This is a genomic window from Acidovorax sp. ACV01, from assembly GCF_014851495.1.
GTDB lineage: Bacteria > Pseudomonadota > Gammaproteobacteria > Burkholderiales > Burkholderiaceae_C > Acidovorax > Acidovorax radicis.
Genome location: NZ_JACUZT010000005.1, coordinates 324,247 through 350,774, shown reverse-complemented (window position 1 = coordinate 350,774; position 26,528 = coordinate 324,247). Strand labels below are relative to the sequence as shown.

General features: G+C 57.5%; 19 protein-coding genes and 1 pseudogene. 2 read left to right on the top strand and 18 right to left on the bottom strand.

What is annotated here, in order from left to right; genetic code table 11:
* Positions 1–361 precede the first annotated feature (361 nt).
* The 12 genes from IB243_RS16685 to IB243_RS16620 all read right to left on the bottom strand — a co-directional run bounded on the left by IB243_RS16685 (position 362) and on the right by IB243_RS16620 (position 16,299).
* On the bottom strand, positions 362–1,765 hold the full coding sequence (locus tag IB243_RS16685; RefSeq protein WP_057224822.1) for a HAMP domain-containing sensor histidine kinase: 1,404 nt from the start codon (positions 1,763–1,765) through the stop codon (positions 362–364).
* Complete coding sequence (locus IB243_RS16680; protein WP_192428388.1) at positions 1,762–2,487, bottom strand: response regulator transcription factor; 726 nt, start codon at positions 2,485–2,487, stop codon at positions 1,762–1,764. Before IB243_RS16680 ends, IB243_RS16685 begins: the two co-directional genes overlap by 4 nt.
* 17 nt (positions 2,488–2,504) lie before the next feature.
* A complete protein-coding gene (locus IB243_RS16675; RefSeq protein ID WP_035198355.1) occupies positions 2,505–2,831 on the bottom strand; it encodes a hypothetical protein in 327 nt (108 codons plus the stop codon).
* Between the two features lie 17 nt (positions 2,832–2,848).
* Positions 2,849–3,316, bottom strand: coding sequence for a Spy/CpxP family protein refolding chaperone (locus IB243_RS16670; RefSeq protein ID WP_192428387.1), 468 nt, complete (start codon positions 3,314–3,316; stop codon positions 2,849–2,851).
* Between the two features lie 161 nt (positions 3,317–3,477).
* Entirely contained in the window at positions 3,478–3,753 is a 276-nt protein-coding gene (locus tag IB243_RS16665; protein WP_192428472.1) for a hypothetical protein, read from the bottom strand.
* A 41-nt stretch (positions 3,754–3,794) separates the two neighbouring features.
* On the bottom strand, positions 3,795–3,995 hold the full coding sequence (locus IB243_RS16660; RefSeq protein WP_192428386.1) for a hypothetical protein: 201 nt from the start codon (positions 3,993–3,995) through the stop codon (positions 3,795–3,797).
* Between the two features lie 2,161 nt (positions 3,996–6,156).
* Complete coding sequence (locus tag IB243_RS27460; protein WP_192428471.1) at positions 6,157–6,408, bottom strand: AlpA family phage regulatory protein; 252 nt, start codon at positions 6,406–6,408, stop codon at positions 6,157–6,159.
* Positions 6,409–7,027: 619 nt separating this feature from the next.
* Positions 7,028–9,157 carry an AIPR family protein gene (locus tag IB243_RS16640; protein WP_192428384.1) on the bottom strand — a complete coding sequence of 710 codons (2,130 nt, stop codon included), beginning with the start codon at positions 9,155–9,157 and terminating at the stop codon, positions 7,028–7,030.
* A complete protein-coding gene (locus tag IB243_RS16635; protein ID WP_192428383.1) occupies positions 9,154–10,128 on the bottom strand; it encodes a PD-(D/E)XK motif protein in 975 nt (324 codons plus the stop codon). Before IB243_RS16635 ends, IB243_RS16640 begins: the two co-directional genes overlap by 4 nt.
* Positions 10,112–12,862, bottom strand: a complete 2,751-nt coding sequence (locus IB243_RS16630) for a Z1 domain-containing protein (protein ID WP_192428382.1) — start codon at positions 12,860–12,862, stop codon at positions 10,112–10,114. Before IB243_RS16630 ends, IB243_RS16635 begins: the two co-directional genes overlap by 17 nt.
* Complete coding sequence (locus tag IB243_RS16625; protein WP_225584991.1) at positions 12,859–14,322, bottom strand: ATP-binding protein; 1,464 nt, start codon at positions 14,320–14,322, stop codon at positions 12,859–12,861. Before IB243_RS16625 ends, IB243_RS16630 begins: the two co-directional genes overlap by 4 nt.
* Positions 14,323–14,592: 270 nt before the next feature.
* The gene (locus IB243_RS16620) at positions 14,593–16,299 is read right to left on the bottom strand and encodes a hypothetical protein (RefSeq protein WP_192428381.1); all 1,707 of its coding nucleotides are present in this window, start codon (positions 16,297–16,299) and stop codon (positions 14,593–14,595) included.
* A 136-nt stretch (positions 16,300–16,435) separates the two neighbouring features.
* Between IB243_RS16620 and IB243_RS16615 the strand changes: the two genes are divergently transcribed.
* The gene (locus IB243_RS16615) at positions 16,436–17,044 is read left to right on the top strand and encodes a type IV toxin-antitoxin system AbiEi family antitoxin domain-containing protein (protein ID WP_192428380.1); all 609 of its coding nucleotides are present in this window, start codon (positions 16,436–16,438) and stop codon (positions 17,042–17,044) included.
* Positions 17,045–17,108: 64 nt separating this feature from the next.
* Positions 17,109–18,746 carry a DNA cytosine methyltransferase gene (locus tag IB243_RS16610; protein ID WP_192428379.1) on the top strand — a complete coding sequence of 546 codons (1,638 nt, stop codon included), beginning with the start codon at positions 17,109–17,111 and terminating at the stop codon, positions 18,744–18,746.
* 226 nt (positions 18,747–18,972) lie between these two features.
* Here the strand turns inward: IB243_RS16610 and IB243_RS16605 are convergent, their stop codons facing one another.
* The 6 genes and pseudogenes from IB243_RS16605 to IB243_RS16580 all read right to left on the bottom strand — a co-directional run bounded on the left by IB243_RS16605 (position 18,973) and on the right by IB243_RS16580 (position 26,182).
* Positions 18,973–19,407, bottom strand: coding sequence for a very short patch repair endonuclease (locus IB243_RS16605; protein WP_192428378.1), 435 nt, complete (start codon positions 19,405–19,407; stop codon positions 18,973–18,975).
* A 278-nt stretch (positions 19,408–19,685) separates the two neighbouring features.
* Positions 19,686–19,975, bottom strand: a pseudogene (locus IB243_RS16600) (DDE-type integrase/transposase/recombinase); the annotation flags it as partial.
* 441 nt (positions 19,976–20,416) lie between these two features.
* On the bottom strand, positions 20,417–20,878 hold the full coding sequence (locus tag IB243_RS16595; RefSeq protein WP_192428377.1) for a hypothetical protein: 462 nt from the start codon (positions 20,876–20,878) through the stop codon (positions 20,417–20,419).
* Positions 20,879–21,099: 221 nt separating this feature from the next.
* On the bottom strand, positions 21,100–21,330 hold the full coding sequence (locus IB243_RS16590; protein ID WP_192428376.1) for a hypothetical protein: 231 nt from the start codon (positions 21,328–21,330) through the stop codon (positions 21,100–21,102).
* Positions 21,331–21,341: 11 nt separating this feature from the next.
* Positions 21,342–21,824, bottom strand: a complete 483-nt coding sequence (locus tag IB243_RS16585) for a hypothetical protein (RefSeq protein WP_192428375.1) — start codon at positions 21,822–21,824, stop codon at positions 21,342–21,344.
* Positions 21,821–26,182, bottom strand: a complete 4,362-nt coding sequence (locus IB243_RS16580) for an RHS repeat-associated core domain-containing protein (protein WP_225585013.1) — start codon at positions 26,180–26,182, stop codon at positions 21,821–21,823. The genes IB243_RS16585 and IB243_RS16580 overlap by 4 nt, the downstream gene beginning before the upstream one ends.
* Positions 26,183–26,528: the final 346 nt, after the last annotated feature.

Here is a 26,528-nt window from a genome sequence, read left to right as displayed (position 1 = left end):
AGCCGCCATGATGACAGCCCAAGCATACCTGTATATACAGGGTAAACGCTAGACTCTCACCGTGTTGGAGGTGGTACCAAGGTTTAGCAAGATCGGGGCCAGCCGAATGACCGAGCGGTTCGACTTCCGACCTGCCTGATCAAAAAACTATCAAAACAATAGCTGCCAGCGCACACCTATAAAGCGCCAGCGGTCAATTTGATCCATTTTTTTAGTTTGACAGAGCGCCAAAACCTCCGCAGGGGCATGGAGGTAAAACCCAGCACTGCACTCCGATGGCGGCTGCGCTCGCACCACCCCAGTGCGCCATGCCTCAGCGGGCAGGCGACCGCACCGTACTCAACCGGTACTCAGCCGGCATTCAGCCGGCAGCGCCCTGCGGTGTACCGTCCGGGCACGGCAGGCGCGCCGTCACCCGCAGGCCCGGTTCGGCGTTGCGCACCAGCAGCGTGCCGCCGTGGGCTTGCGTGACCAGGCGACACAGGTACAGCCCCAGCCCCACCCCACCCGTGGTGCGCTGGCGCGCAGTGTCAGGGCGGTAGAACGCCTGGGCCAGATGTGGCAGATGCTCGGGCGGTACGCCAGGGCCGTGGTCCCGCACCTCGATCTCCACCACGCCTTCGTGCAGCCGCAGTTCGATCTGCGGCGGCTGGGCCGCCGGGTCGTTGTGGCGCAGGCTGTTGTCCAGCAGATTGCGCATCAGCAGGCGCACGCGGGATCGGTCGAGCATGCAGGTGGGCAAGGTGCCGGTCACCAGCAGCGTGATCGCCGTAGCCCCGGGGTGCCGCACTTCCAGCTCCGCCACCACCTCCCGCGCGAGTTCGGCCAGGTTGGTGGGTTCGCGGTGCAGGGCCGCATGGCGTCCGGCCAGGCGCTCGCTTTCAAGCAGGTCGGTGATGAGCCGGGCCATCTCACCCAGATCGCGCATCAGGGCTGCACGCTGAGCCAGTACATCGGGCGACTCGGGCAGCAGCTCGGTGTTCAGGCGCGCCCGCGTGAGGGGGCTGCGCAGTTCGTGGCTCATAGCCAGCAGCAGGGCCCGCTTGGCCTCCAGCATCTGGTGGATGTCTTCGCCCATGGTATTGATCGTGCCCGCCAGCTGGCCCAGCTCGTCGGGCCGGTGCGCGTGGCGCACCGGAATCGGCTCGCCAAAGTCGCCATTGCCAAAGCGCCGTGCGCCATGCCGGATGTCGTCCAGGGGCCGCAACAGGTGGCGCACATACACATAAGCCAGCGCGGTGAGCAACAACAATACCGTGAGCGTGCCCCACGCAATGCGTGGGCGCTTGTCCCACGAGAGCGCGTTGAGCCCGAATTCGATGTGGTGGCCATCGGCCGTGGTGCGCTGCAGCAGCCGGTAGCCGGTGTCTTCCCGGCTCCAGTGGTCCTGGCGCTCCACCTTGTCGCTCATCCAGTCAGGGCGCGCCCGGTCGGGATGCGAATCCCAGTGGACCTGCGGCCCGTCGATGCGCAACGTCACTGGCAGCCGGTTCGCAATGGCCTGGGCCCGCTCGATGCTGGGAGGACTGCCGATCTCGGCGGTGAGACGATCCACATAGTCCATCAGCAGCGGGCGCGCGGCTTCCTTCCAGCCCAGGGCCACCACCTTCTGCATGCCCCCCATGAAAACCACCGCGACGGTCACGGCCAGGGCCATGAACACCAACACCAGGCGGATGCGCAGCGAATACCCGACAGCGTCGCGCGCGCGCTGGTGCCAGGGACAACCGGGATCGTGCCCAGGCAGCGAATCAGAGGACTTCATGACGAGATCGATATCGAGGATGGGGCGCCAGACACGCTTGCCGCCCTGCGCAGCGCCAGCGAATATCCCGCGTTGCGCAGCGTCTTGATGCAGTCCAACGGCTCCAGCTTCTTGCGCAGGCGGCTGACCACAATGTCCACTGCGCGCGTGTACAGCTCGGCCTCGTGCCCGCGCAACTGGTTGAGGATGTCATCCCGGCTGAACACCTTGCCCGGCTCCCTCGCCAACAGGTGCAGCAGGTCGAACTCGGTGCCCGTCAACTCCAACGCCGCCCCCTGGCGCACCACGCTGCGGCGGGCTGCGTCAATGCTCAGGCCTTCAAACTCCAACGTGGCATCGGCAACGCTGCCAGGTGTGCTGGTACGGCGGCGGCGCAGCACTGTCTGCAGCCGGGCCACCAGCTCGCGCGGTTCAAAGGGCTTTGGCAAGTAATCATCCGCACCCAGCTCCAGCCCTACCACGCGGTCCATCACCTCACCCCGGGCCGTCAGCATCACGATGGGCAGATCGCCCTGCTTGCGGATGGTGCGGCACAGTTCAAACCCATCCATTTCAGGCAGCATGACATCCAGGATGGCGGCATCAAACCCGCCCGCTGCCAGCTGGGCCAGTCCGTCGCTGGGTTTGAGTGCGTGGATCAACTCCAGCTCGAACCGCTGAAAATAGATAGCCAGCGGGGGGCCAAGCTGCGCGTCGTCGTCAATAAGCAGGATGCGGTGCATGAGCAATTCTCACACCGTCAGGCGCTAGCTCCATGGGCCACCCCTCCCGCACAGTCCACCACACGCAATGCGCGGTGTCGCACGATCAACTTGCGAAGGCGGCCCTGTGCGCCGGAATGGAGTGTGTCAAAGTGGTCGGCGGCGGCCAACAGAGCGGGCAAGGTCTGGGCCGCCGTTGCGGGCCGGCGGGCAACCAGGCCCAGTGCATGTTCACGGTCAAAACGCGGCCCCCAGACCAGCGACATCAACTCATCGTGGGGATCGGGCATGCCCGCCAGCAGCGCAGGCCCATGTTTGCGCACGCCCTGTGCCAGGCGGTGGATGGGTTCCAGCGTGGGTGACATGTGAAAGCCCCCCGCCATCAGCCGCGCGCCATCCAGCCCTTGCGCCGCTGCATCAGCTCGCGCACTTTCTGCTGCTGGTCGGGGTTCAGGCTGTCGTAAAAATCGGCCAATGCGCCGATCACTTCAGGGCTATTGGCCTGGACTGCGCGGGTTTTTTCCTCCAGCAGCGTCTGCGCCCGCACACGGTCGAATGTGGCACCTGCCACGATGGCCTGCATCTCTGCGCGGGGGTCTGCAGCCTTGCCGATGAAGGCTGTACGCTGCGCCTCCATTTTGTCGGCCAGTACATTGAGCTTGAGCTTTTGCGCATCGTTCAGGTCTAGCTTGCTGCTGACCCGCTCGACAACCTTGCCACGCACTTCGGCCATCTTTTCGGCACTCATCGGGCCACGGTGATGGTGGCCGCTGGAGCAGGCCGTCAAACCGCCTACCGCGATAGAGACGCCGAAGATGCCCGCCAGGGTTTTCTTGATCCAGGGTTTCATGGTGCAGTCCTTTCATGGACGGTGTTGAACATGACCCTGATGGTGCCGACAGAGCGTGCCGATGTGGTCTCGACGCAGTTTCGGTTTATTTCATTTTGTTTCGCCGCCACGGCATGGTGTGACAACTGCCCAGCGCCTGCCCACGGGGCAAGCCGGGCATTTCAACGCAACACGGCCGATAGAACAACCAAGCGGTCTGCCAGCTCTGAGGCCCTGGTACGCATCTGGCTCAGCGGTATGGTGCCCACACTCCAACCGCCGTACCAGATGTCAAACGCCGTGACGCCAGGAAAGCCTGCGCCCTGGCCATACGCCTGGATCGCCTGGTCTATTTCGGGGTGCAAACTGGGCACGCCCAGCAGCAGTTTTCCATCGAATACCCTTGCCAGATACTGCTCAGTCCCCTCTGGCCGGATATGCAGCGTCAGCACTGACATCGCTTTTTTCCATACGAATCCGTTTTCAGACACAACACCATTCAACTCATTGCTTGCAGCTCTCGATATTCAAGGTCTGCAAATTGCAACTCCCGCTCCAGACCGTGGCCGTCATTGCGGTCAGGAGACAGGTTGTCGGTTTGCTGGCGCTGCAGGAGTGTGTCAGTGGGCTGACCCATCTGCATCAACGGGGCCTCGGGACAAGCTTCGAGATGGTGGGACGTTGGATGGAAGGAAAACATGGTGTACTCCAAAGGCTGGGCTTTTAAAAAGCCCCGTCAGGACATTAAGGTCCGGGCCCGCCAAGGCCCATGTCAGAGCCCCATGGGGGTAGACGTAAGACTGCGCCTACAGCCCCAGTTAAGTGACATGTGCGGGCCAAAGCTGCGAGGTCGCCCCTGCGAGGTGGGGCGCTACGCTGCTGTGGTCAGCACTGGGAATTCGTCTGTCCCCCAAGGCATCACCTTCCCCAGCCAGCAGTCCGATGGAGTCCAGCGCAGTCGGCGGGTCACAAGGCTCTGCATACACACGCAATGCAATGTCTTCGGCCGCTGGCGAAAAATACAACCAGAGGTTGTCGTGCTCTTTGTCATAGCAAGAAAAAAGCGCCCTCCCGGACCCTGGAGGGCACATCAGAAACTTTGACATGAACATCTGCTGGATCCGCAAAGCTGGATCGAAAGCCTGTTCGTCATTGCCCAGAGCCAATTTGTACCAACTGCTCATATGCGCCTTTCGTGTGGTCGCGCCAGTAATACGGAACGTTCATCGTATTTTTGGCCTGCGACTACGGCACTTCTTGTGCAGCGCATCAATCTGTAGGACAGATTCTTCCAATGCCTCAGGTGCTGCCGGGCATCGCCATGGCTTGGCAATCAATCGTAGGAGGACTCCAGATCACAATGTGGCTCCCGACGGGGCGCTCTCACACGAGATCCGTAGACTCTCAGCGTTGCACAGCCGAGGCCGGTGATGTAAAGCACCTGGGCTTTCTGGTGGGGGGAATCAACCGGCGGAAGCTGCACCTCCACCATTCCAGCAGCGCGCAAGACACGCAGTTTGTCGATGTTGACGACATCCGATTCAATCAGGGGAAGCGCGTCGCGCTCCAACTCCCTTAAGTACTCCATTGGCATGGTGGCCTCCGGCTTGAACGAGGAAAGATTGTGAAGCGCGAGCCTCTGCGGCTCAAGAATTGATACAAGAAGCTACAACCTTGCGGCTCCTGCACGCCGCATTACCAATGAAGTGCCCGTGTAGCTTGGTGGCGGGCCCGTGACGCCCTAAAACCCACACCCCAACTGTTGCCATTCAGACATGCGCTTGGTCCGCCAAAGAATGGGCCACAAGCCCATGCCGATTTTTGTGATCTTCTTCAGGAGCAATCCATGGCGGCCGCGGTGCTTTACCGCCATTGCGCAGAGACGAAGTCGTTGAACCACCTGCCTTCATGGCGGCAAACTGCTCAACAAGCCCCGGACATGGACGAATACCACCACGCCATCTGCATCCGTCTGCCGAAACGCGAGGAACCTGCAGCGCCATCGCAGTTGGCACTTCAGCAATCTGGGCAATACGGACTTATTTCACGATTGCAAGCTGCGCCCCTGGTGCGCGGTTCGAAACCCGGCTTAGGATGCACCTACCGTCAAATCCGGCGGTCCGCCCCCCCCTGTGCGAGTGATGCAATGATTTAGCCCGCCTCGTGCGGGCTATTTTTTTCACTTCTGGACGTTGACGCCATGGAAGCTGAAGCCAGCTCATTTGGAGCATAGCCATTCATTGATAACCGATCAGCTACCGAAGATCAAAAACAAGAAAGGGACAGCTGCTCCCCACGCCGTAGATGAGACGACCTGGTGCTTTGAGAGTCGGACGACCTATCACCACCCCTCGCAATCAACTCCGAAAATTTCTCGCGACCACCCGAAAAACCGAAGCGCTGAAGGCAAGGGCTGAGCTCAGGAGGTTGTTTGGTTGCAGGTACAGAGTCTCCTATGACAACCCCCTTTCGAAAGAGGGAAGTGGGGGTACACAACACCGATTTCACCAGATTTCTCGATTTGTACCCCCAATTGCACCCCCAGTTTGCGTTGGCTGGGGATGGGCAAGCCTGGACGGCCATGGACGCTAAGCCCTTGATTTACCAAAGGAAAAGGGCGTCCACTGGATTAGTGTGGACGCCCTTGGGCTGGCGTCAATTGAATGAAAGCTTTAAACCCGCATGAGATCTGGATTTCGCTTTTTTATTTTTTGAATTGTTCCCCCGTTTGTTCCCCCACCGTGTTCACCATAAGCTGCCGCGTGAAAAACTGTGGATGGAGACAAGCCCATAACCGATCAATTTGGGCAACCCAAGATGCCATCACCACATCGTCAGCGAGCTCCACAGTGCTCCATCGGCTACAAACCATCCGCACGCTGCGCTATCCAGTTTCGTACTGCCTTGGCTGACCATGAGGTCGCACGCTGCCCGATCTTGATAGAACCCGGAAACTGCCCTCGCGCCATTTGGTCGTAAAGGGCCGAGCGGCACATCCCCGTCAAGCGCAGCACCTCTGGCAAACGCAACAGGCGGTCTTCGTCGCTTCCATTTTCCAAAGACAGCCTTCGTATCGGCTCACTACTCTCCAGCAACGACAACGCCTGCCTCATCAACTGGGCAGCACGGTCGGTGATTTCTCTATCGACAGCCTCCTGTTGGTTCCCGCGCTCCTTGCGAGTCTGTGCGGCTGGTCTCATATGACTCCTTTTCCGATCCTGCGACACCTGTCGCCGATTCCGCAGAGTGCCAGGGACATCCGACCCATTCCATCCATGCAAGCGCAGCCCAGCACACCAGGGCAAAGACTCCTACGGCTGTTCATCCGGTGGGATTTCTCCGTGATCCCGAAGCGGGGTAACTCCAACACCAACACCCATTCGGACGCACAAACTATGGAGACACTACATCCAAGCGCGCTCGCCCCCCCCCTCTTCTATCGCTTACGGCGGCATCCCACCGAGTGTTCGGGCCGCCTGCTCTAGCCCGCCCAGGATGGCGTCAAGAACACGTAGCGAGAAGTCCTGTGGCAATTCGGCTTGTACTTCGGCAACGGCCGCTGGAGTCAGGGCAACGATTTCTTCGATGATCGACTCAGCTGACGAGGCATGGTGGGTCACTTCTGCGCAGAAATCAATTACCAGACCCGGGGCAGTTCAGTTGGCGTCAACGAAGCCGGCAACAGCCCCGCTGGGTCAATTGGCATGAGCAGGGGATTGCGCCGCCTGCCTGTCAGAGCTGTTTACTCAAGGTTTCCATGGGGCGCTTGAAACCCGCTTCATCGCAAGATTTCGCCAACTCTGACAGACGCGTCCAGTCTCTTTCAAGTCCTATCTTCATGAAGCCCGAAATCGTGCTCGCCCGAACAACGAGCATTTGCTGCGCCTCGGTTGCAATTTCATGCAAGCCGGACCACTTGGACAATTCAGCCCAGTATCCCGACTCGCAGAGTGCGAGCATTCGACGCTGAAGGGCGATCACATCGTCTTGCTTCCCCTGCTTACGAGCTTCGGTTTGCTTATAGCGAGCTTCGGCGCGAGATACAAGCCACGTGGAATCAGGCGTCGGCTCTTGACTCGCATCGCGTGCGCGATCCCAACATGCATCTTTCTTGGCCCACTCACCCGCGTTCGTGGCTCCCACCGGCAGCGTGAGAATCACGGTCTGAGCAAGGATAGCCGACGCCCTCATTGCATCCTCAAGTTCAGAGGAAACCGCTTGGGCATTCCAAATTGCATCCCAATCCGGCTCTCGCCCCGAACGGCGAGCTCCGTGGACCAGCATTGCAAGCCCATATGCGACGATCTGTGCTCGGTAGTCCCCTCGATACCAGTCGCTTCGAGCAGCTGAGATCATGGCCTCGAGCTTCTTCCACAACAGAGCGACGGCCACAATGCGCTGGAAATAGCCGTCACCATACTGAGGACTGACTTCAGTCCAATACTCAGATGAGGTTGTCTCGGAGGTCTTGGGTTCAAAGTGGGACGCAAACTTGACGAAGTTCTTCTGGACACCCAGGCTGGCCCATTGCGGCTTCTCACTGAGGACGCTGTCGAACTTCGCCAAGTCGGTCTTGTTGATGACCTGTCCGGCCGGATACTCGAGATCGAAATTCTGCTTCTTCTTCTCCGAGAGATAGAGCCGCTCGTTCTGATATTGCCCTCGCGCACGCTCATAGAACCATTTGCTTCGTATACGTGTAGCCTCGCTCGAGGGAACGACCAGTCGGCGCGAGATCTCTTCCATCTTCCGGTGGAACGGATGGTTGGCGAAGAAGTCTGCGACAGCAACTTTGTTCTGCGTGTTCGCATACTCCGCAATCTTTGGAATGAGGTCGTCGGCGCCTGCCGCCTCCACAACGGTAAGCTTCATGGCGACGTTCACACCATCCAGTGGCAGGCGGTCCTTCTTTCGTGCATTGAGAATGCTAGCTGTCGTCTGCCCTCCATTTACGATCTGCAAATCGACAAGGCTCGAGATGAACGATCTCCCATTGACGACGCTTACTTCGACGGAGGCCGCTGTTGCGGCGATCCCGTTGTTGAAAGCGAGAAAAAGGTGCGGAGAGTCCTGAATCGTTCGCCGAATGCCCTTGTTGACCCCCCCCTTCATTCCGAGAAAGGAGCGCACATTTCCTTCCAAAACACGACTACCGTATCGCTCAAAGATGTTCGCGAGAAGTGACGCTGGAACTATGCACAGATAGGACTGAATACTTTCAGAACCGGTGGCCCGCATGCACTCGATTCCGCTCGCATCAAAGTCGGCAATACTCACCGTCACGACTTCGCGCTCGCGGTCGGACTCGTAGATTGAGCGAAGTCGAGATAGATCCCAAACATGCTGCTCTATCGAAATGCCGTCGATGGGTTGAAGAATTTTCTCCTTGAACTTCGAGCTCAACGGCTGATTCGATATGACGTGAAGGCGAACTCTCGAGATGCGAGTCTTCGACTTTTGCATCAGATGAGCAATCTCGTATGCGCCGTTCGACTCAACTATTCGTTCGCAGAGCGACTCGTTCAGGGCCTCTTCGGCGAACGTCTCGAGATAGGCAGAAAGCTGGTTCACTGCGGCGGTCATGAGTGTTTCGGGCTCGTCCTCGTCAAGCCATCGCCCCACTACCAGTCCAACGCTCCCATCCGACTCATCGAAAGCCGTGAAGCCGTGAATTCGGAACTGTTGTCTCCCCCGAGTCGCTGAGCCAGAGAACTCCGCTGGAACGAACTCCCCGAACGCAGGATCGTCCCCCAGCCGATCGGCAATCTCATGCACGAACGCGAGTACATCCACCAGATGGTCAGAGGCTGCTCGCCTGGCCACCATCTGATTCAATTCCAAATAAAACTCCAAGTCAGTCATGCCGCAGGGAACTCCACTCGAAAACCGCTGAGCGCGGCGATGTCAAGTTCATAGGTGGCACCCGTAATGGCTGGAACGACGTCCGAAGGTACAAGCTTGGGAAATCCGGCCGTAACTGCAAAGGTATCTTCCCGCACCGCAACGAACCAATCCTCGCCATAGCGTTCTTGATCGACGTAGCCTGCGGCAAGAAGTCGTTCTCTGAATGTCAACAGCGAAGCAGGTTCTGAGGCAATACGGGATTCGAGCCGATCTACTAGGGAGTTGAGACAGACCGCCTTTTCGGAATTGGCGACGGATGCACCAAGAGTTACCAAGGTAAGCGACAGCGGGACTTGCGCAGCTAATTGACGAAGCGACGAAATGCCAACAGACCTAGCTCCCGGATTGATCGTCTTGACTTCGATCGACTGTTCGGCAAGTCGGAAGTCCTGATCCTGACCTTGCGGCCCTACCCATGACTCAATAATTTCCCCAATGGAGGCAGAGTGCGCGACGAGCAAGCGCTCGAGGACAAGCAATTCTCCAATCAAGCCTCGAATCTTGTGCTTCGGGAGTAGTCCGTCGTCCGATCCAGAGAAAAGACGTTCCCACAGACGAAGCCGCTCCACGAAGAGTGCGACTAAGGCGTCCTCGGTCTTCACCAGCAATGCAGAGTCAGCGAGGTCCTGACAGAGCCGTCCGAAGACGGTCTCCAGTCCTCTACGCTTCAAGCGAAGAACGAGCAACCATGATCCATCCGCTCGCTGGCGACGAAAGTAGTCGAGAGCTCCCGATTCGAGAACGATTGCTGGTGGCCGAATCGAAACTCCAAGTCCGAGAATCGCATGCAACCCATCGTCAAGCCCCGCATAGATATCGTGACCCAGCCTGTCGCCGAGTCTAGTCAATCGAAAGGCTCCAGCCTCAATGGGAAGTGTTTCAGCCTGGCGCGTCTCGGACTCCCAGATAGCCTCAATCTTCGTCGTCATCGTTGTCGTCTGCTTCGAGCAGTCCGGCCTCACGCAGCGCAACCTTATTCAACGTGTAATAAACAGGCTTCTCAAAGCCGTCAAAGTTCGGGAAGGAAATCGAGATTGCCACAAGCGAGCGCGGCTCGATCTCGGAGGCGGCCAACATGGCCTTGAGTCTGTCCTTCTTTGGCTTTTCGGAATCCTCGGCCTTTTGGGGCTTGGGGTCGCTTGGCTCGATGACATGAATAGTCAGGAGCGGTCTTGTACGGTACCGGCGGTAGAAATAGCCAGGCACTGATGCTCCCAACTTCTTATCCCGTGCGCGTTCCTGCTCCCAATCCTGCTCGGCCTGCAGCTTCATTTCTGGTGTGAATCCAACGAGTTCATCAGACACATCGCCGACTCTCTGCTTGTTCAGCCGAAGGAAGCCGACGTTCCTTCTCGTTCGCTCGAACTGGCGCGTTCGCGGTCGAACCTTGATGGCGGATGTCCCACCTGCCATGACAACAAGACTCTCCAACGCTGTGCCGGTGCCTTGAGGAATGCACACATCCCACTCTTCAAGCTCCTTCACGGCACTGCTAGAAACGAAATCGATCAGCGGGCGAGACTTTGTTGCAGAGTCCCTCATGAACGGAGTATTGATCTCCAAGATATCCAGGCTATCCAGGAAGCGCGAGATCTGACTCTTCTCAATGCCGCTCCAGCACATGCGACTTCCTTTAAGAGTCGCAGCTGACAAGCCTTCAGTGAAATCCTTGACCCGACTCAGATTCCTGTCATTGCGGTCCGCGCTTTCCGGAAGTAGCGGAGTTTCAGCGCCGAAGCTGCTGTACGACACGGCAACGCGCACCTCGTTGGCATTCCGCATCTTGTTGAGTGCCGTCACGATCAGGGCATCCGGATGTGAACGGATGCGCATGCCAAATCGACTCGGAGGCTGTCGTTGGGCGTGCATTCGACTGATGTCTCGCCGGAGTTCCGTGACAACCTCGGCAAGATGCGCGTACCAGCCCTTTGCCAATGGATCAACCCAGATGCGACAGAGGTCGTCATAGCCGGGTCGGTAGCCAAACCACCGCCCCATCTGCAGCAGCGTGTCGTAGGCCTTGGAGTTGCGGTAGAAGTAGCTGATGCACAACCCTTCTAGGGTAAGCCCACGCGACAGCGTCAGCCCCCCCACCGCAATGACGCGGCGACCATAGCGCGACTTTTCGTAGAGCGAGTAGTTGAGCCTTTCCGACTCATCGGATTTCTGGTTGACCGTGATGACCTTCACCGAGGAAATCGATTCGTAGAGCGTTTGCCGCACCTCATCCCACTCCATACCTACATCGGGATAGTGTGTTATCCACAGCTCATGCAGTTTGGCAAGACGTGCATGATTCGCCCAAAGGGTATCGCTCGACAGATACTGCTTGATGTCCTCAGCAAGCGCGTAAAGCTCGTTCTTGAGAAGCGTAGCGATACGAGCCTGAACATCGGTGAATCTTGATGCGTTGACCAGCATCGAGCGATGGCGCAACGGCTCCTTACGGCCGTCGCGAACAGCGCAAGTCAGCAGGAAGACTGCCAGGGCGTCCCTCAGGGACTCAGGCAGTCCTGTTACTGAACGATCCTTCTTGTGCGTGTAGGGCAGCAGCTTCTCGGCGTCATGAATCTCCTGGACAGCGTCGGCATGCGGCGCGTCGTCGCCAAAGTAGCTGGTGACCCCAAGATAACTGCTCGGTGTCTCGAGCGAATAGACGAAGTTCGCCGGAAACAGATCCTTTTCGATATCCGGATTGATCAGCACGTTGGCGAAAGGCGTCGCTGTGTATGCGACATAGGATGCCCTGGAAAAGCGGTCGAGCAGCTTGCGGATAAGGCTGTTGATCGCCGCAGGCTCCTCATCCTTGCGACCATTCACCGATGCGTTGTCCGCTTCGTCATCGACAATCAGAAGCGGGAGGTCCAGCTGCTTGACGCCCTTTTTCATCTGCGAGTCGAGAAACTCGATCAGATTCGAGAGCGGAGAAACGTTCTTCTTCATAACAAGAAGTACGGGCTCGCTAATATTCCCTAGCGGGATGCCACCAAGTGCGGCCTGATTGGCCTTCAGAAAATCTGAGTCGATCGAGGTGAGGACATTGGGCCTCTTTGTCGAGAACCGGCCTGCCCCGATCGGTGTGTCAGAGCGATCCTTGGTCAGAAGTTTGCGGCTGTCGCGACCAACAAATCCTTCGTCCAGCCGCTCCTGAGACTGCGCACGGAGATCCTCAATCATGCCAGTCAAGAGCACAATGATCTTGTACCCAGCATCGCCAGCCTTACTGATGAGACCGCAATAACTCGCGGTCTTTCCGGATTGGACATCCCCCATAACCAATCCCTTGGAAACCCAAGGACCCGATTCCTGAGGATTGCCACATTCGGTAAGAATATTCTCTGTGTCCTGATCCAGAACCCGAATGACCTCGTTTCCGAAATTCTTGGTTCGCAATTGCTTCACATATGCGTCCCAGTAGTGCCAAGTGATGGAGGCCTTCACATCCAGCACCCATGGAGCGATATCTCCTCCGTGAAGGCCCTGCCCCACGGAGTGACTAACGCCCTTGGACGACTCCAGTTGCCTCTTGACGCCCTGAATCGTCGCATCGTCGATGTCAGGCGACCAAACGCGCAGCATGGCAAGCACCTTGGTAAGCAACTCGTCCGTCAGATCGTTTTCGCCAATAAGGCCGACTGCGGTGACGTAGGGGTCAATGTTCATGATTGAATCTTTTGGATGATCTTGTCGCGGAGACCAGGATGGCGGATGAATGGATCGGTATCTAGGATTGCCGAGAGCTCGATCCGGGTCGTCTCTTGAAGACGCGACGCAAGTTTCACCAGTGACTCCAGCGCATGGTCGTCAACACGACTGCGTCTGTCAGAGCACATGTCGGCGTAGATGCCATCAAGCGGAAGCGCTGAAGAGATCAGCTCGAGAAGGACATCCAACTGACGTCGCTGACCAGCATCCATTTCGCCGGCCAGCGCTATGAGCGCAGGATGATCCCGATTCAAGTCATACCGAAACCTTCCATGACCGGGCTCTGAGCGGCTCCAAACAGGCACGTAGGCGGCAGTGCCAGTACGGCGCCCAGGATACGTGACAGTCCTCTTGCTTGCCTCGGCAAAGTGCGGAATCAGCTCAGTCAGCCGGTTCCGGATGAACTCGGGCGGCTGCGCAGCAGATTTCTTGATGTCAAGCGACCAAAGATCGTCGAATGTGTTCGGAATGTCCACCTGAACACGCGTCAGCTTGAAAAACTCCTGCTTCGGAACAAGGCGGAACCATGTGCCCCATATCACCAAGCGACGATTGCGATACACATAGAAGCCTTGCGTTCCTCGAAGCCCCTCCAGCCCTCCGGCAGTCTCGATGTCGTCTTGAGACAGATGCGAGACTGGTGGCAGGACATGTGGCTTAACACGGACCGGCCCACGCTCGTGACGAATGACCTGACCCTCCAGCGGCTGTCGGTAGCTGTTGCCGTGAATGAATGGGTCTCGGGAAGGCAACGCTAGGCCATTCAGCTTGATCGAGACCTGCGACACTCCATCTTCCTTGGATGTGAAGCGGTGGAACACCAGAGCAAGGTGCTCCCGCAGCCCCGAGAATTTCGTCGTGAACTCCCGCGCCAGATTGGTCGAGCCCGCCGACAGTCGATCAAAGTCCTGCCAGACGACCAAAGTCCCACTGTCCAAAGCGTCGAGCCGGCCGTACATGGGCAATTTTCGAAGGGCCTCGGGAGACGGAACCACGACCAGCCATCGCCCCGATTCTTGAACGACGTCAAGATTCCAGCACCGAGCGGAAAGCCCTCCCCCTTGCTTGCTGACCACGGCGAGCACCCGACACTGCGATAGGGACGCTGTCTTGAGGCCGAGACCGAAACGCCCCAGATCGTTCGGATGGCGGAGATCCACCGGGTTTCTGCTGCCGTGGCGCATCGCCTGAGTCAGCTCAGGCGCGCTCATTCCACGACCATCATCCAGAATCGCGACGTAAGGCTCACCTGTCGCGTCGTACTCGATCTCGACATGCTCCGCCTCCGCGGAGATGCTGTTGTCAACCAGGTCGGCGATCGCGGACTCGGTCGTATAGCCAACCGCGCGCATGGACTCGATGAGAGACACAGGATCGGGGACGATCTCGAGGGTCTCAAGATCAGAAGGCTCAATCATGGCCCCCCCGCAGCAGCGACCGTGCACCGACGACACCTCAACATCCAAATCCTCCCTGGTAGATCCGCGTACTCAAGACCGGCCACAAGAAGAGGGCCAACTGCAGCGGACTGTGCCACGCACATGGCACTGCCTCAGAAATATGCTTTTCCTTTGAGAAGGGCGTCTCCCCCCTCTAGTCTTGCCTACGAGAGTATCTCAAAACGTAACCACCGAAAATGGAGTGAATTCTGCTGTCGGGAGAGCACCCCGTGGAGTGATCCGAATCGTTCATTGGCCAGCAGGGGGCCGAGTGGTTACATGCATCTGCAGCACAACCTCTAAGCCCGGAAATTCGAAAGTGACATCTTGTGTCGCCTGAGCCTCGAAGCCCCGCTGGTGGCGCATGACCTGAGCAGGTATCCTCATCAATGGGTCGGCGGCCACCTCATCTTCCTCCATCGCATGCTGCATCTCTGGCCAACCGAGCCAGCATGCCCGCTCGTCCTGACCATCGTCACCCGCGAATCGAGCCGCGTATCGAGCTAGGACGAAGAGGATCGGAGGTCGGTCGGAAGCTGCTTCGTCGATTCCCAGCCGCGCCAGAACATCGCGCGACGATCTCTCTCCGATCCAATCGGCCACCCTGGCCGTCCACTCGTTGGCCTTGGCCAAATTTCTCCGACGGCTCTCCCTCTCCGCCAGGGAAAAGCCGAAAATGTCATGCCATTTCAACTGCACCAGCGCTGCCGCACCATATTGCCGATCCACAACGATGGCATCGATGTCGGTGAGCAGAGACCCGTTGTCTCGCAACAGCCGGAAGCCTCGCGAGGGCACGAGATAGCGAGGCCCCGAGAACAGCCGAGCCAGATCCTCTCTGAACACATCCTCGCGCCGGTCCACCGCACGATCCCAATCCGCCCGGTAGAACTGCCGCAGATGACGAAAAAGTGCAAAGTAGGGATTCATCAATGCTCCGAACAGCGGCAGCAGCACGAAATCCCTGCCCAAGTCCACATGAAAGGGCGTTGGCGTCTCGAACGCACTGTCCCAGTCGTCCAAGTTATCGGCCGAGAGCATGAGCGCTCGCATGGTTGCCGAAATCCGGGCAGCCGGCACCCCAGCCTGTTCCCATACTTGCCGGACATCCTCCTTCCTCGCAAAGATGGTCAGAACATCGCCCAAATCGATGGATGGATTCTTCCTCTTGAGCAGCCTGGCGAAGTCCATGTGTGAAAGAACCCGACCCAGTGCCTGGTCGCATGCCTGCTTCCACTCCCCGAAAGTCCGATCTCCGATGATCGCGTCTTCGGGCAATGCCTCTGACTCGAGAAAGCGGCGCCCAAAGCGCCGGGCCTCCTCACGATAGATCGCCACGAGATTCCAGTCGTTGTCGTAACGGATGAACCACCCATCCGGAGTGTCTACATATCTGGCCATCCTCGCATGGATGCCCGCCCACTCCGCCTTGGTGCGTACGCACCCTGCGGGCTCGTTGTCTCGGCCCCTCCGAGCCCGCATCGCGGCCTGAAGCGCCTGCTCTGGAGCACTTGACGCAGTTTCCAGTCTGAATCGCCCAGACCCCAGCGACTGCGAGGTCGCCAGGCCGTAGCGCTCCAGCCCAGCCATCCGCCGCAGGAAGGTCAGCTCGCCGCACTCCCGAAGATAGGAATAGGCATATTGCTGCGCATTGGTTCGACTGGGGCCCCATGGCAGACCACCGGGTATATCTCCGACGGTAGAAAGAAACGGCCGCAGGCCCGCAGCAGCGCCCATAAGCACCATGGCGGAGCCCATCCTCGACTCCCAGGCGGTCCTATCCATGCCGGCATCGAGATCCAAGAATGGCGCAACGGCAACGAAGTCCAGCACCCTGACAAGGGAAGTCAGTCCTTCCTGCTCACGGCCCCTCCAGTCCGCACTCGCCCTTCCTTGCAGCGCTCCAAGGCAGTTGCTCAGGGCCTGTTGAAGCTCTCTCGACGAGTGCTCCGTCATGTTGGTGCCCCTTCGATCTGCAGCCATGGCTCGGAATGATGCCGAACCACCGGGGATCGCATCCCGCTGAAGCTGCGATGTTTATTCGATTGTGAAATAATGACTAAATAATGCAACATCAGCGATCGTAATTGAAATGTCCAGCCCGACGCAGGAGGAACAGGTGCTCGCCTTGGCCAGAAGCACGTCTCTACTGCGCGCCAGGGATGTCGCTGCCCTCTCCCTGCCCACCGTCATTCTGAGCCGCTTGGTGAAAGATGGTCGGCTAAGGCGTGTGGGCCGAGGCGTATACACCCTTCCCGACTGGCCATTGAGCGAGCACACCTCGCTTGCGGAGGCCGCCCTCAGGGTTCCGAGAGGTGTGATCTGCCTGCTTTCGGCGCTGCGTATCCACGGCCTGGGAACGCAGGTACCGCATCAGGTCTGGCTGGCGATTCCCCAGAACTCGCCAACGCCTCGCGTCGAACGTCCTTCGCTGCGCCCGGTCCGTATGTCGGGTCCGGCCCTGAGTGAGGGTGTCCAGTCCATGCGAATCGATGGCCTGGACGTGCCGGTCTTCAATGCGGCCAAGACCATTGCGGACTGCTTCAAGTACCGTAACAAGATCGGCATCGAGGTCGCACTTGAAGCGCTGCGCGATGGTTGGGAACAGCGCAAGGTCTCCATGGACGAACTGTCGCACTACGCGGACATCGACCGGGTATCCAACGTGATGCGCCCCTACATGGAGAGCGTGGCCGCATGACACGCTTGCTTATTCACAGCTCGACTGACGATCGAGCACCCAGAAAAATATTCTCAGGTCTTCAATGCCAATTCCAATAATTGACCTCTTTGCAGGCCCCGGGGGGCTCGGAGAGGGATTCTCCGCACTCCGTGACCACAAGCGTGAACCCGTCTTCGAGATCGGTCTGTCGATCGAGAAGGATCCCATCGCCCACAGAACGCTGACTCTGCGCTCCGTGTTCCGGCAACTGCGTGGAACGAAGCACATCCAGCACTACTACTCGTACATTCGCAACGAGATCGACGAGCCGACGTTCAGGAAGATTCCAGTCGTCGCCGAGGCCTTCGCTCACGCGGAAAAGGAGGCTCGTTGCCTGGAACTTGGCAAGGCCGACGAAGCCGGCATCGACGCCGAAATCAGCGCTGCTCTGGGTGGCAGGAGTACCTGGGTGCTCATCGGCGGACCGCCATGCCAAGCATATTCGCTCGCGGGCAGATCAAGAAGAGCCAAGGACGAGACTTTCAAGGATGACGTCAAGCATTTCCTGTACAGGGAATACCTGCGCATCATCAAGGTGCACCGGCCGGCAGTATTCGTAATGGAGAACGTCAAGGGGTTGCTCTCCTCGCAGCATTCTGGAAGCCCGATGTTCGAGCGAATCCTCGCTGACCTTTGCGATCCCTCGCCCGGGTTGGAGTACGAAATCCGTTCCTTCGTCAAGAAGGGCAACAGCGATACTCTCGAACCCGTCGATTTCGTGATACAGGCAGAGAGGTATGGCATACCGCAGAGCCGACATCGTGTGATCCTGCTCGGCATCCGAAAGGACGCTGGTGCGTCCCGCCATGACCTCCTTCAGGTCGCTGAGCCCGTATCGGTGCGACAGGCCATTGAAGATCTCCCCAAGCTGCGCAGCAGGCTCTCCAAGGGAGATTCCATCGAGGCTTGGCGCGAGGCAGTCCTTGCAGGCCCCTCCTATGTCGCAGGCTGGGGAAGGCCAAGCGAACGGATCATGATCGAACTCATGCGGACTTCAGCCCAGGCCGCCACATGGAACAGTGTTGGAAAGCCGTTCGCACAGAAACCCGGCCGAAAGCCCAAGCTCAAACTCAAGGAACAGACGGAATTGCAGCGCTGGGTGCAGGACAGAAGTCTGAACGGCTTCTGCCAGCACGAGGCTCGCTCGCACATGGATTCCGACCTCGCGCGATATCTGTTCGCCGCCTGCTTCGCTCAGTCCGAGAGATACTCGCCTCGCCTGGATATATTTCCTCCGAAGCTGCTCCCAAAGCACAGCAACCTGACAAAGGAAAGAGAGGCCACCGAGGCCATCCCGTTCAAGGACCGGTTCCGCGTGCAATGCGCCAGAGACCCAGCCACGACCATCGTGTCGCATATCGCGAAGGATGGTCACTACTACATCCACTACGACCCGACCCAGTGCCGAAGCCTCACGGTCAGGGAGGCGGCCAGATTGCAGACATTCCCGGACAACTACTTCTTTGCTGGCAATCGCACGCAACAGTACACCCAGGTCGGCAATGCGGTCCCTCCCCTTCTGGCCAACAAGCTGGCCAAGATCGTGCGCGGTGTGCTCGCGGGGATGAACCGGGACGGCAGGCGGAAGGAAAAGGCGGCATCCCGAGCAATCGACGGAAGCTCGATTAACCGTATATCGAATCGGCGCCAGACTCACCTGGATCTGACGCCGGTTGATTGAGCACTGTCAAGCCATGTAATCGTAGGGACGAAGGGAGATTCGCAGCAGCGGAAGGCACGGGAAATGTCACAGCCTACCGATGTCAAGACCTCCCTGAGAATTGGGCACCGTGCCGCAACAGACGCAGATTCCCTGAAGTCACTCATCGACAGAGAGCCTTCAGGGATCGTCCTGTTGCACCTCCTGAATCAATTGCCCTCACACCGCAGATGGATGCCGAGCTGGTTCAGCCAATTGTCAAAATTTGCTCGCTGCCAAGCAACCAATCTGATACCTTCTCGCAGACTTCATCCAGTGAACGTTTCAACGCGCATTCCCACACAACGGCGACCCGCCAACCGGCGTCACGCAGCGCCGCAATGCTCCGCATATCGCGGTCCACATTTCCTTCGAACTTGCGAGTCCAGAAATCGACATTTGTCTTGGGCATTGTGGTGTATCGACAGCCGCCATGACGATGCCAGAAGCATCCATGGACGAACAGCGCCGCCTTGTATTTCGGAAATACCAAGTCGGGAGAGCCCGGCAACTTTCGTTGATGCAATCGATAACGAAAGCCAGCGGAAAAGAGTCCTTTCCTTAGGGCAAGTTCCGGTTGCGTATTCTTGCCGCTGATGCTCGACATCATCCGACTGCGCTGCAATGAGGTGGGTACACGCATACCCCCATTGTGTCGGTAGGCAGACACACTTTTGCGCCCGGGGGGATGTTTTCCCTTTGTTGACAGCCACTTAGCGCATCTACGCCAACCTGCGCTGGAGCACACTATGGGCGTGGATTGGCATGGTTAGGCGATGGAATTACCCCAAAATTACCCCAAGTAAATAGCCCGGGAAGTGAGGCATAGCCTAGCGTATGGAAGCGTACTTTGACGGCGCCTGCCACGATTTTCCGGGCATAAAGGGCCTGCTTCAGCGCATCAAGCACGAAGTCCTTTCACATCGAACTGCTCACTCGCCAGCCCACGATGCGACGGGCGAACACGTCATGACGAAGGCCACGTACAACCAGCCCTGCCAGGTCGAGACGTACGTGAAGTCCGAGACCCACAGCTGGTTCGGCCGCTCGACCCGGAACTGCCGGTTGACCTGATCCAGTCGACACCGCGCCTTGGCATCTGCGATGGTGGTGCGCACGACCTTGCCTCGTATCACACCGTGCAGCCCCAAGCGCCGCATCAATCGCTCGACCGTGCAACTGGCCACCACCACGCCTTCGCGTGCCCTCCAGCGTCCCCGTAGACCACAGAAGTCTGCAACCGGCGCTGGCTATCGGAAGATCCTATTGAAGTCTTGGACGGCATTAGGCTGGAGGCAGTCAGTCAGATTTCAGTGGGAATGTCGGCTGCCACCCAAACCAGACGCTCGATGGACGGGGGTTAGTGGGTCAGTCATCCGCGGAAATCAACAAGTACTCGAAAGTGGGTTCAGTCACCGTCATAGACGCCACTGAAGTCCAGTCGAACCTACCCATCGGCCACCTTGAGGTCCCGCCCAGTGAGTTGCTTGACCGGTTCGGTCTTGATCTCTCTAGGGTCTCTCCCAAGCCGATAGGGCCTGTACCCGAAAAAGCTGAGTCCGAGCGAGCTGCCATAGAAAATGGGCTGGACTGTGGCTGTCGACAGTGCGGAGTAACTGACCCCATTGCCCGCCTCCCATTCAAAGTTATTTTCACACTTTCTCCTGACGGCGCAAATCATTAAATATTGGCAGCGACTTTTCAATCTCATCGCTAAGAACCATGAAACCATTTTCAAGGTTCTTTAGATTCGGGCACCCCTGGGGACGTGCGACACCTTTGGCATATTTGCAGCTCAGTTCCACAATGCCAGTCTCTGCGTACTCGACGTACTGAGTAACCATTCCTTCACTAAAAACTATCTGCATAATGATGCGACCTTTGGAATCCCACATGGTCTGACAGCCGGTAAGTTTGATAAAACTCTTTGGTGACACATAGACCGGTAGACCCGCGACAAAGTTAACACCCGCTGATTCATCCAATATTGAGTGTTCACATATTGGCTTTTCGTCAAGAGAAGCCGCAATGCATCCGCCTGAAGCGATTGCCAAAGCCAAGGCAGTGGCTACCGTGTTGCGAATTGAGGATAGTAACCAACTCATTCTTTGCATTCGCAAATCTATGTGTATTTTGCTATCAGCGACTTGGATGCACTCACTGCTTTTCTCAGAGTAATTTGCGATGGCAGTACATCACCGCGCAAATGCGCTGGCCCGGGAACACCGCCAGCCCACGGCGGAAAGTCTCGATGACCTGCGGCGAAACTGTCTTGCATGGCATGCAGTGCACGCGCCAACCCTTGTACCGTACAACTGTTTAGTTGCTGTTCTATTTACTCATAGAACAATGCTTGGGCTTGTTGTGCAGTCTGCGATCCTGTTCCGTCCCGCATACCATGCCAATACGAATTGTTTGGATCTTGGCTGCCAGGCAAGAAATCCGACATCGCCGTTACTTTCGCCAGCTCAGAGTCACCACCCGTAGCTTCATTGGTGATCCAAACATGCTCCGCAAATCCAAACAGGCCAAGTGGATCAATGTACTTCAGGGGATCGCCGCTCACATACCCAAAGCTTATTTTGAGCGTTTCCGCAAGAATACGGCTCCGGTCAGCTCTTGGTGCTTGATCAGACTTGTGTCTAGCGGAAGATATGTCCAGTACACAAAAACAGACTCCTGTCGAAGTAGTTCATTTATTTCAGGGAAGCGCTCTTCGATGTCAATATCGCCTACTAGTGAAGCACCTGGGTCGATCACAATCTCTTTGAAGCTGTTAAATACCGCCCCGACGCTTCTGATTGGCGTCAACGTGCTGTCTCCCTCTTCGAGACTTCCGCGAAAGCCAAATAATCGAGCTCCCGATACTCCGTCTACCCAAGGCAATGCGCCTTGAAAAACCACCTTGGAGTTTTGGCTGATATTCTTCAACTCCATTCTAAGCTTAAGGCCAGCCAAGCTCTTGATTGGTCTCACCGTTAGAGCGAAAGCAGGTGTTTCTGCAGCTGCAGCAAAATTAGAAAGCACAATTGCGAGAATCAATGTAAGTAGATTTTTCATGGATAGTTGCCTTGATTGATTTGATTTTCAAGAATCCACTTCAACACATTAATCCGCGAATTGATCCTACTTTTGCAATTTGATTCGCAATCATCTTCAAATGCCTTTTGCAAACAACGTATTTCATTTCGAACGCCCTGAGCCTCGGACTCAAGTCGCGGTTCTTTTTCATCATTGACTATGATGATTCGCTTGGAATTGCCTTTGCAGATTTCTGGGTTCTCTGCGAGTGCATGGCTGATATGGGTCCGTTCATGTTGAATAGCGCATTGCCTAATTGCCGAACAACTCTCATCTTGGGGAGGCGTATATGGCTCCGGATTCTCCCCATTACAGAACAGGGTGTTGTACGGGAGGTCTTCAGGCGCTCTATTGGCTGGATCAATAATCCAGCGGAGTCCGAATGGGTCGAAAAACAAAAACGGATTTGAGCGCACATAGGCAAACCGATTCCACCCCCCATCCAGCCCAATCGGATCCCCCTGCGTATACCGCCCCGTACCCGGCGCGTACGTGCGGAAGTAGTTGTAGTGCAGCTTCGTCTCTTTGTCGAAGTACTGCCCCGGATACCGCAGGTTGAACGTGACTTCCGGGATGCTGGTGGCGCCCGTGGTCGGGTTGGTGCTCTCGCTGGTGAATCGCTTGGCCCCGATGGTGGGCTGTTCGTCTCCAAACGCACTGTACGCCCATTGCCAGGCCACCTGGCCGTCGGGCTGGGTGAGCTTGCGGGGGGTGTTCAGGTGGTCGCTGTGGACGGCATAGGCGGTTCCCTTGATCACTGCCGCAATCGGCATGGGGCCGCTGGCGGTGGGCAGGTAGATGTATTGCGCCGTGCCCGTGCTGTTGCTGCCGCCTGAGCCGTATTCGCCCAGCAGGCTGCCGTCTTCTGCATACACATAGCTAAAACCCAGTTTTTCTGCGTCGCTGGTGCTGGGGCTCCAGAGTTTGCTGAAGAAGCTGAGGATTTGCTGGATGAGGCCGGGTGGCTCGCCCTGCGGTTCATCGTCGTCGGCCAGCAGGTTGTTGAGGTTTTTGTTGCTGCTGCCGCTGGCCGGGGTACTGCTGTACAGCGGCTCGGTCTTGAACACGCGCTGGCCCAGGCCGTTGTGGGCGTATTTGGTGGTGGGGGCGTCTTCGCCCTGGCCGGTGCTGGCGCTTTCCATGCGGCCTTCGCTGTCGTAGCGGTAGGTGGTCAGGCCATCGCCCAGCAGGTCGCCTGCGGTGTTGTATTGGTAGGTGACGCTGGTGGTGGCGCTGTTGCCGTCCGTACTGGCGGTGGTTTGCTCAAAGCCCAGCAGGCGGTTGTGGCTGGCGTCGCCGCCGTAGGTGCGGCTGGTGGTGGTGCCTGCTAGGCCGCGGGTGCTGGCGGTGCGGTTGCCGTTGGCGTCGTACTGGAAGGTGGCGGTGTCCACGGGGGCGTTGGCCGCCATGTTTTTGGTGAAGCCGATGATGCGGCCTGCGGGGCTGTATTGCACCGTCCAGGTGCTGGTGGCCTGGGTGAGGGTGCTGTCTTGCGGGTTGGTGCTGGCGGGGTGCCACAGGTTCTGGGTCAGGCTGGTAATACGGCCTGCCGCGTCGTACTGGTAGCTGCTGAAGTCGGTGGCGGTGACCTGGCCTGCGGCGTTGTAGCTGCGGGTGGCCGGGATGGGGGCAGCGCCACCGGGCAGGCTCCAGCTCCAGCCTGTGGGCTGACCCAGAGGGTTCCAGGTGATGCCGGTGACCAGCGGCTGCCCCGCCCATGTCAGGCCGGTGATCTGGCCAGTGGTGTCGTAGAGGTATTGCAACACCTGTCCGCCGGGGTAGGTGGTGCTGGTCAGCAGGCCCCGAGAGTCGTATTCGTAGCTGACACTACGGAGATCACTGTTAATAAGCCGTTGGATTTTGGTGGTGACGCGGCCAAACTGGTCGCGCCGGTAGGCAGTAGTACCACTGGCATCCTCAATTTCGCCCAAAGTACCAACACTGTTGGCCGTGAGGTCGTAGCGCAGAGAGGTGGTATGCCCATCGGCATAGGTGACGAGCGTGGGGCGGCCCAGCAGGTCGCGTTCGATGGTGGTGGCCTGGCCCAGGGCATTTGTGACGGTCTTGGGCAGGCCCAGCGCATCGTACTGGGCGGTTTCGGTGCCGGTGTCGGGGCTGGTTTCGGTGGTGGCGTTGCCGAGGGCGTCGCGGGTGTAGTTGGTCGAGACACCCTTGAAATCAATGGCCTTGGTGACGGCATCCAGGGCGTTGTAGGTCAGGGATGCGGTGGCGTTTTCTGCATTGGTGATGGCCTTGGTTCGGCGCAGGGCGTCCAAGCCAATCTGGTTGGTTTCATTTTTACCGTTAGTGGTACGGACCCAGTCGCCGTTGCTGTCATAGCCATAGGTGGTGGTTTGCCCGCCCAGGGATATCGACTCCACGCGGTTGAGTTCACTGATGCTGCGCGCCAGCAACCAGCTCTGTTGGCCTTGGGCATTGCGCACTTCTTCGCGCGTGCGGTTACCCATGGCATCAAGCTGGTAAGTTCCGCTTGCACCCCGGTTGTCACTCCAGCCAGATAGCCGCTCAGCAGCGTCGTAGGTATAAGTGATGCTGTAGCCATGCGGCCATGTGACTGTCTCAACTTGGCCACTAGGGCGATATGCCAGTGTTGTGACTTGACCTCCCCGATTAGAGGTGAGCATGCGACCTCGGGTGTCATAGGTGTAGGTGGTCACCAGCCCCGAGGGGGCCGTGTGGGTAAGTACGCGGCCTGCAGCGTCGTGGGTATAAGCATCCACATGCCCAACTACGTAGTCGGATCTGGTGTAGTTGCCCACAGGCAAGGGATAGCTGCCACCTTGGCCTGCGCCCCGACTGGACTCCGTGAGGTTGCCAGCGCTGTCGTAGGCAAAGCTGGTAACTGCCCCGTTGGGAGCGGTTTCGCTGGCGACCAAGCCTGCGAGGTTGTATGTCCAGGTGGTGGTGCGGGCCGTGTTGGTGGCTGTGTCTGCGATAGTCTGGCTGAGCCGATTTCCCCTGCTGTCGTAGGTGTAACTGGTGACGCGCCCCTGTTCAGTGACTGTGACGGGCAAGCGCCATTGCGGATGCCACTCCGTGGTGGTGGTGCGCGATTCGGGCTTGCCAGCGGCTTCGGTCGTGGTGAGAGGCAGACGGCGCGTGGTGTCCCACTGGTAAGTGGTGGTGGTGCCGAGGAAGTCTGTCTCCGACTGAGTCAGTCCATCGGAACCAATAGACCGACCTGAGATCGGCTGAGACATTGCGGAGTTGGGCTTATCCAGGCTAGTGAGTTTTGCATCACCGTATTTGCTTAGAAACGCGTATGACTGCTTATTCCCGAGAGGATTTGTAACCCTGACCGAACCATCACTGTTGTACTCAATAGTGTATTTTTCAGTACTCAGTGGCTTGCTCGTTGATGTGGCCCTCGCTTGGGAGTCATAAGTGAAACTGTCGAGAACTGCTCCTTGGGCATCTGTAATTGACGTAATCAATCCCGGAGAGCCATATAGATAGACCTCGCCTGTTCCGTCTGGATAGAGCACACTGTCCAAATTGGCTCCATCGCCTTGATAATTGACAAGCACATTGCCATTCAGTCGCACAGAGAACGAAGTTGGATCATTTCCATAGTCAAAAGAAATTACTCGACCAAAGGCATTGGTAACAGTCTGAACTTTCCCATCACTCTGATGTGTGTAGGTATATTTCCATCCATTTCTTGATGTTCTTTCTTGAATTATTCCAAAATTGTTATATATGGAGGTTTGGTTTGACTCGTTGTCAAAATAATGCCAGCCACCCTTAACCTCAGCCAGAGTGTCCTGGCCATTGGTATTAGTCCAGACACCGTTTAATTTCTTGAAAAAGACTTGCTTTAAATCACCATTGAGCACCCGAATATAATTCGGATTCCCCCCCTCTCTGCCTAACACAAGAAGGCGGTGTTCAAAGTTGTGAGTCCACGACTTCCATCCGGCCCGTTCCGGAAATCCGCTGCTGATATAAGCGCGCTTGAGAGTCAACGGATGTGGACTATTGTCTTGCCAATCCGGCTTTTCGAGATATTTATCGCCAGTGGGTAAAAATATTGGATGCGGAGTGGAGCTCTCGTTTCTTCTGCAGCTCTTTGGTGGTGTTGGTTTTTCGTTTTTTGGTAATGGTGGGGGAGATCCGGTTGGGTTGTATGTTGCACAATATATGAAATACCCACTAACTGATCGTTCAGCCACATTGATCGTCGGAGGCGTCCTGGTATCGGGCCCCGTCTGTGTGCAAGGGCTTTCGGGCGAAAATTTCTTGTATACTTTTATGTCCAAGCCGTAAATTTCAGCAGTTTCAACGTCTGAGGGGGGTTCAACGCGAAATTTCCCCATATAAGATGCAATGCTCAAGTAATTCGGGCAGCCCACTATCGCGGAGTTATCCCAAGCAACGTCTTCTGCAGAGCTGGGCGCACTAGAATCATCCAAAATCCTCATTAGTTGTCTAAACCCAACCGGGTTGGCGCTCTCAACAATACCCACGCCACAGCGGGTCTGTGGTTGGCCTGTCGCCGGCAGCGAAAGTACTGCAGCCGCTAGAATTAGATGTTGAAATTTCATAGAGTTAATATTTTTTGAAATAAATCAAACCTAGTAGAGGTGAGCGATTAGTCCACGCGTATTGCAAGGGGGCTGGCACCCAGCCTTTGGGATGCAATCCGCGCATGGCTTTAGTAAG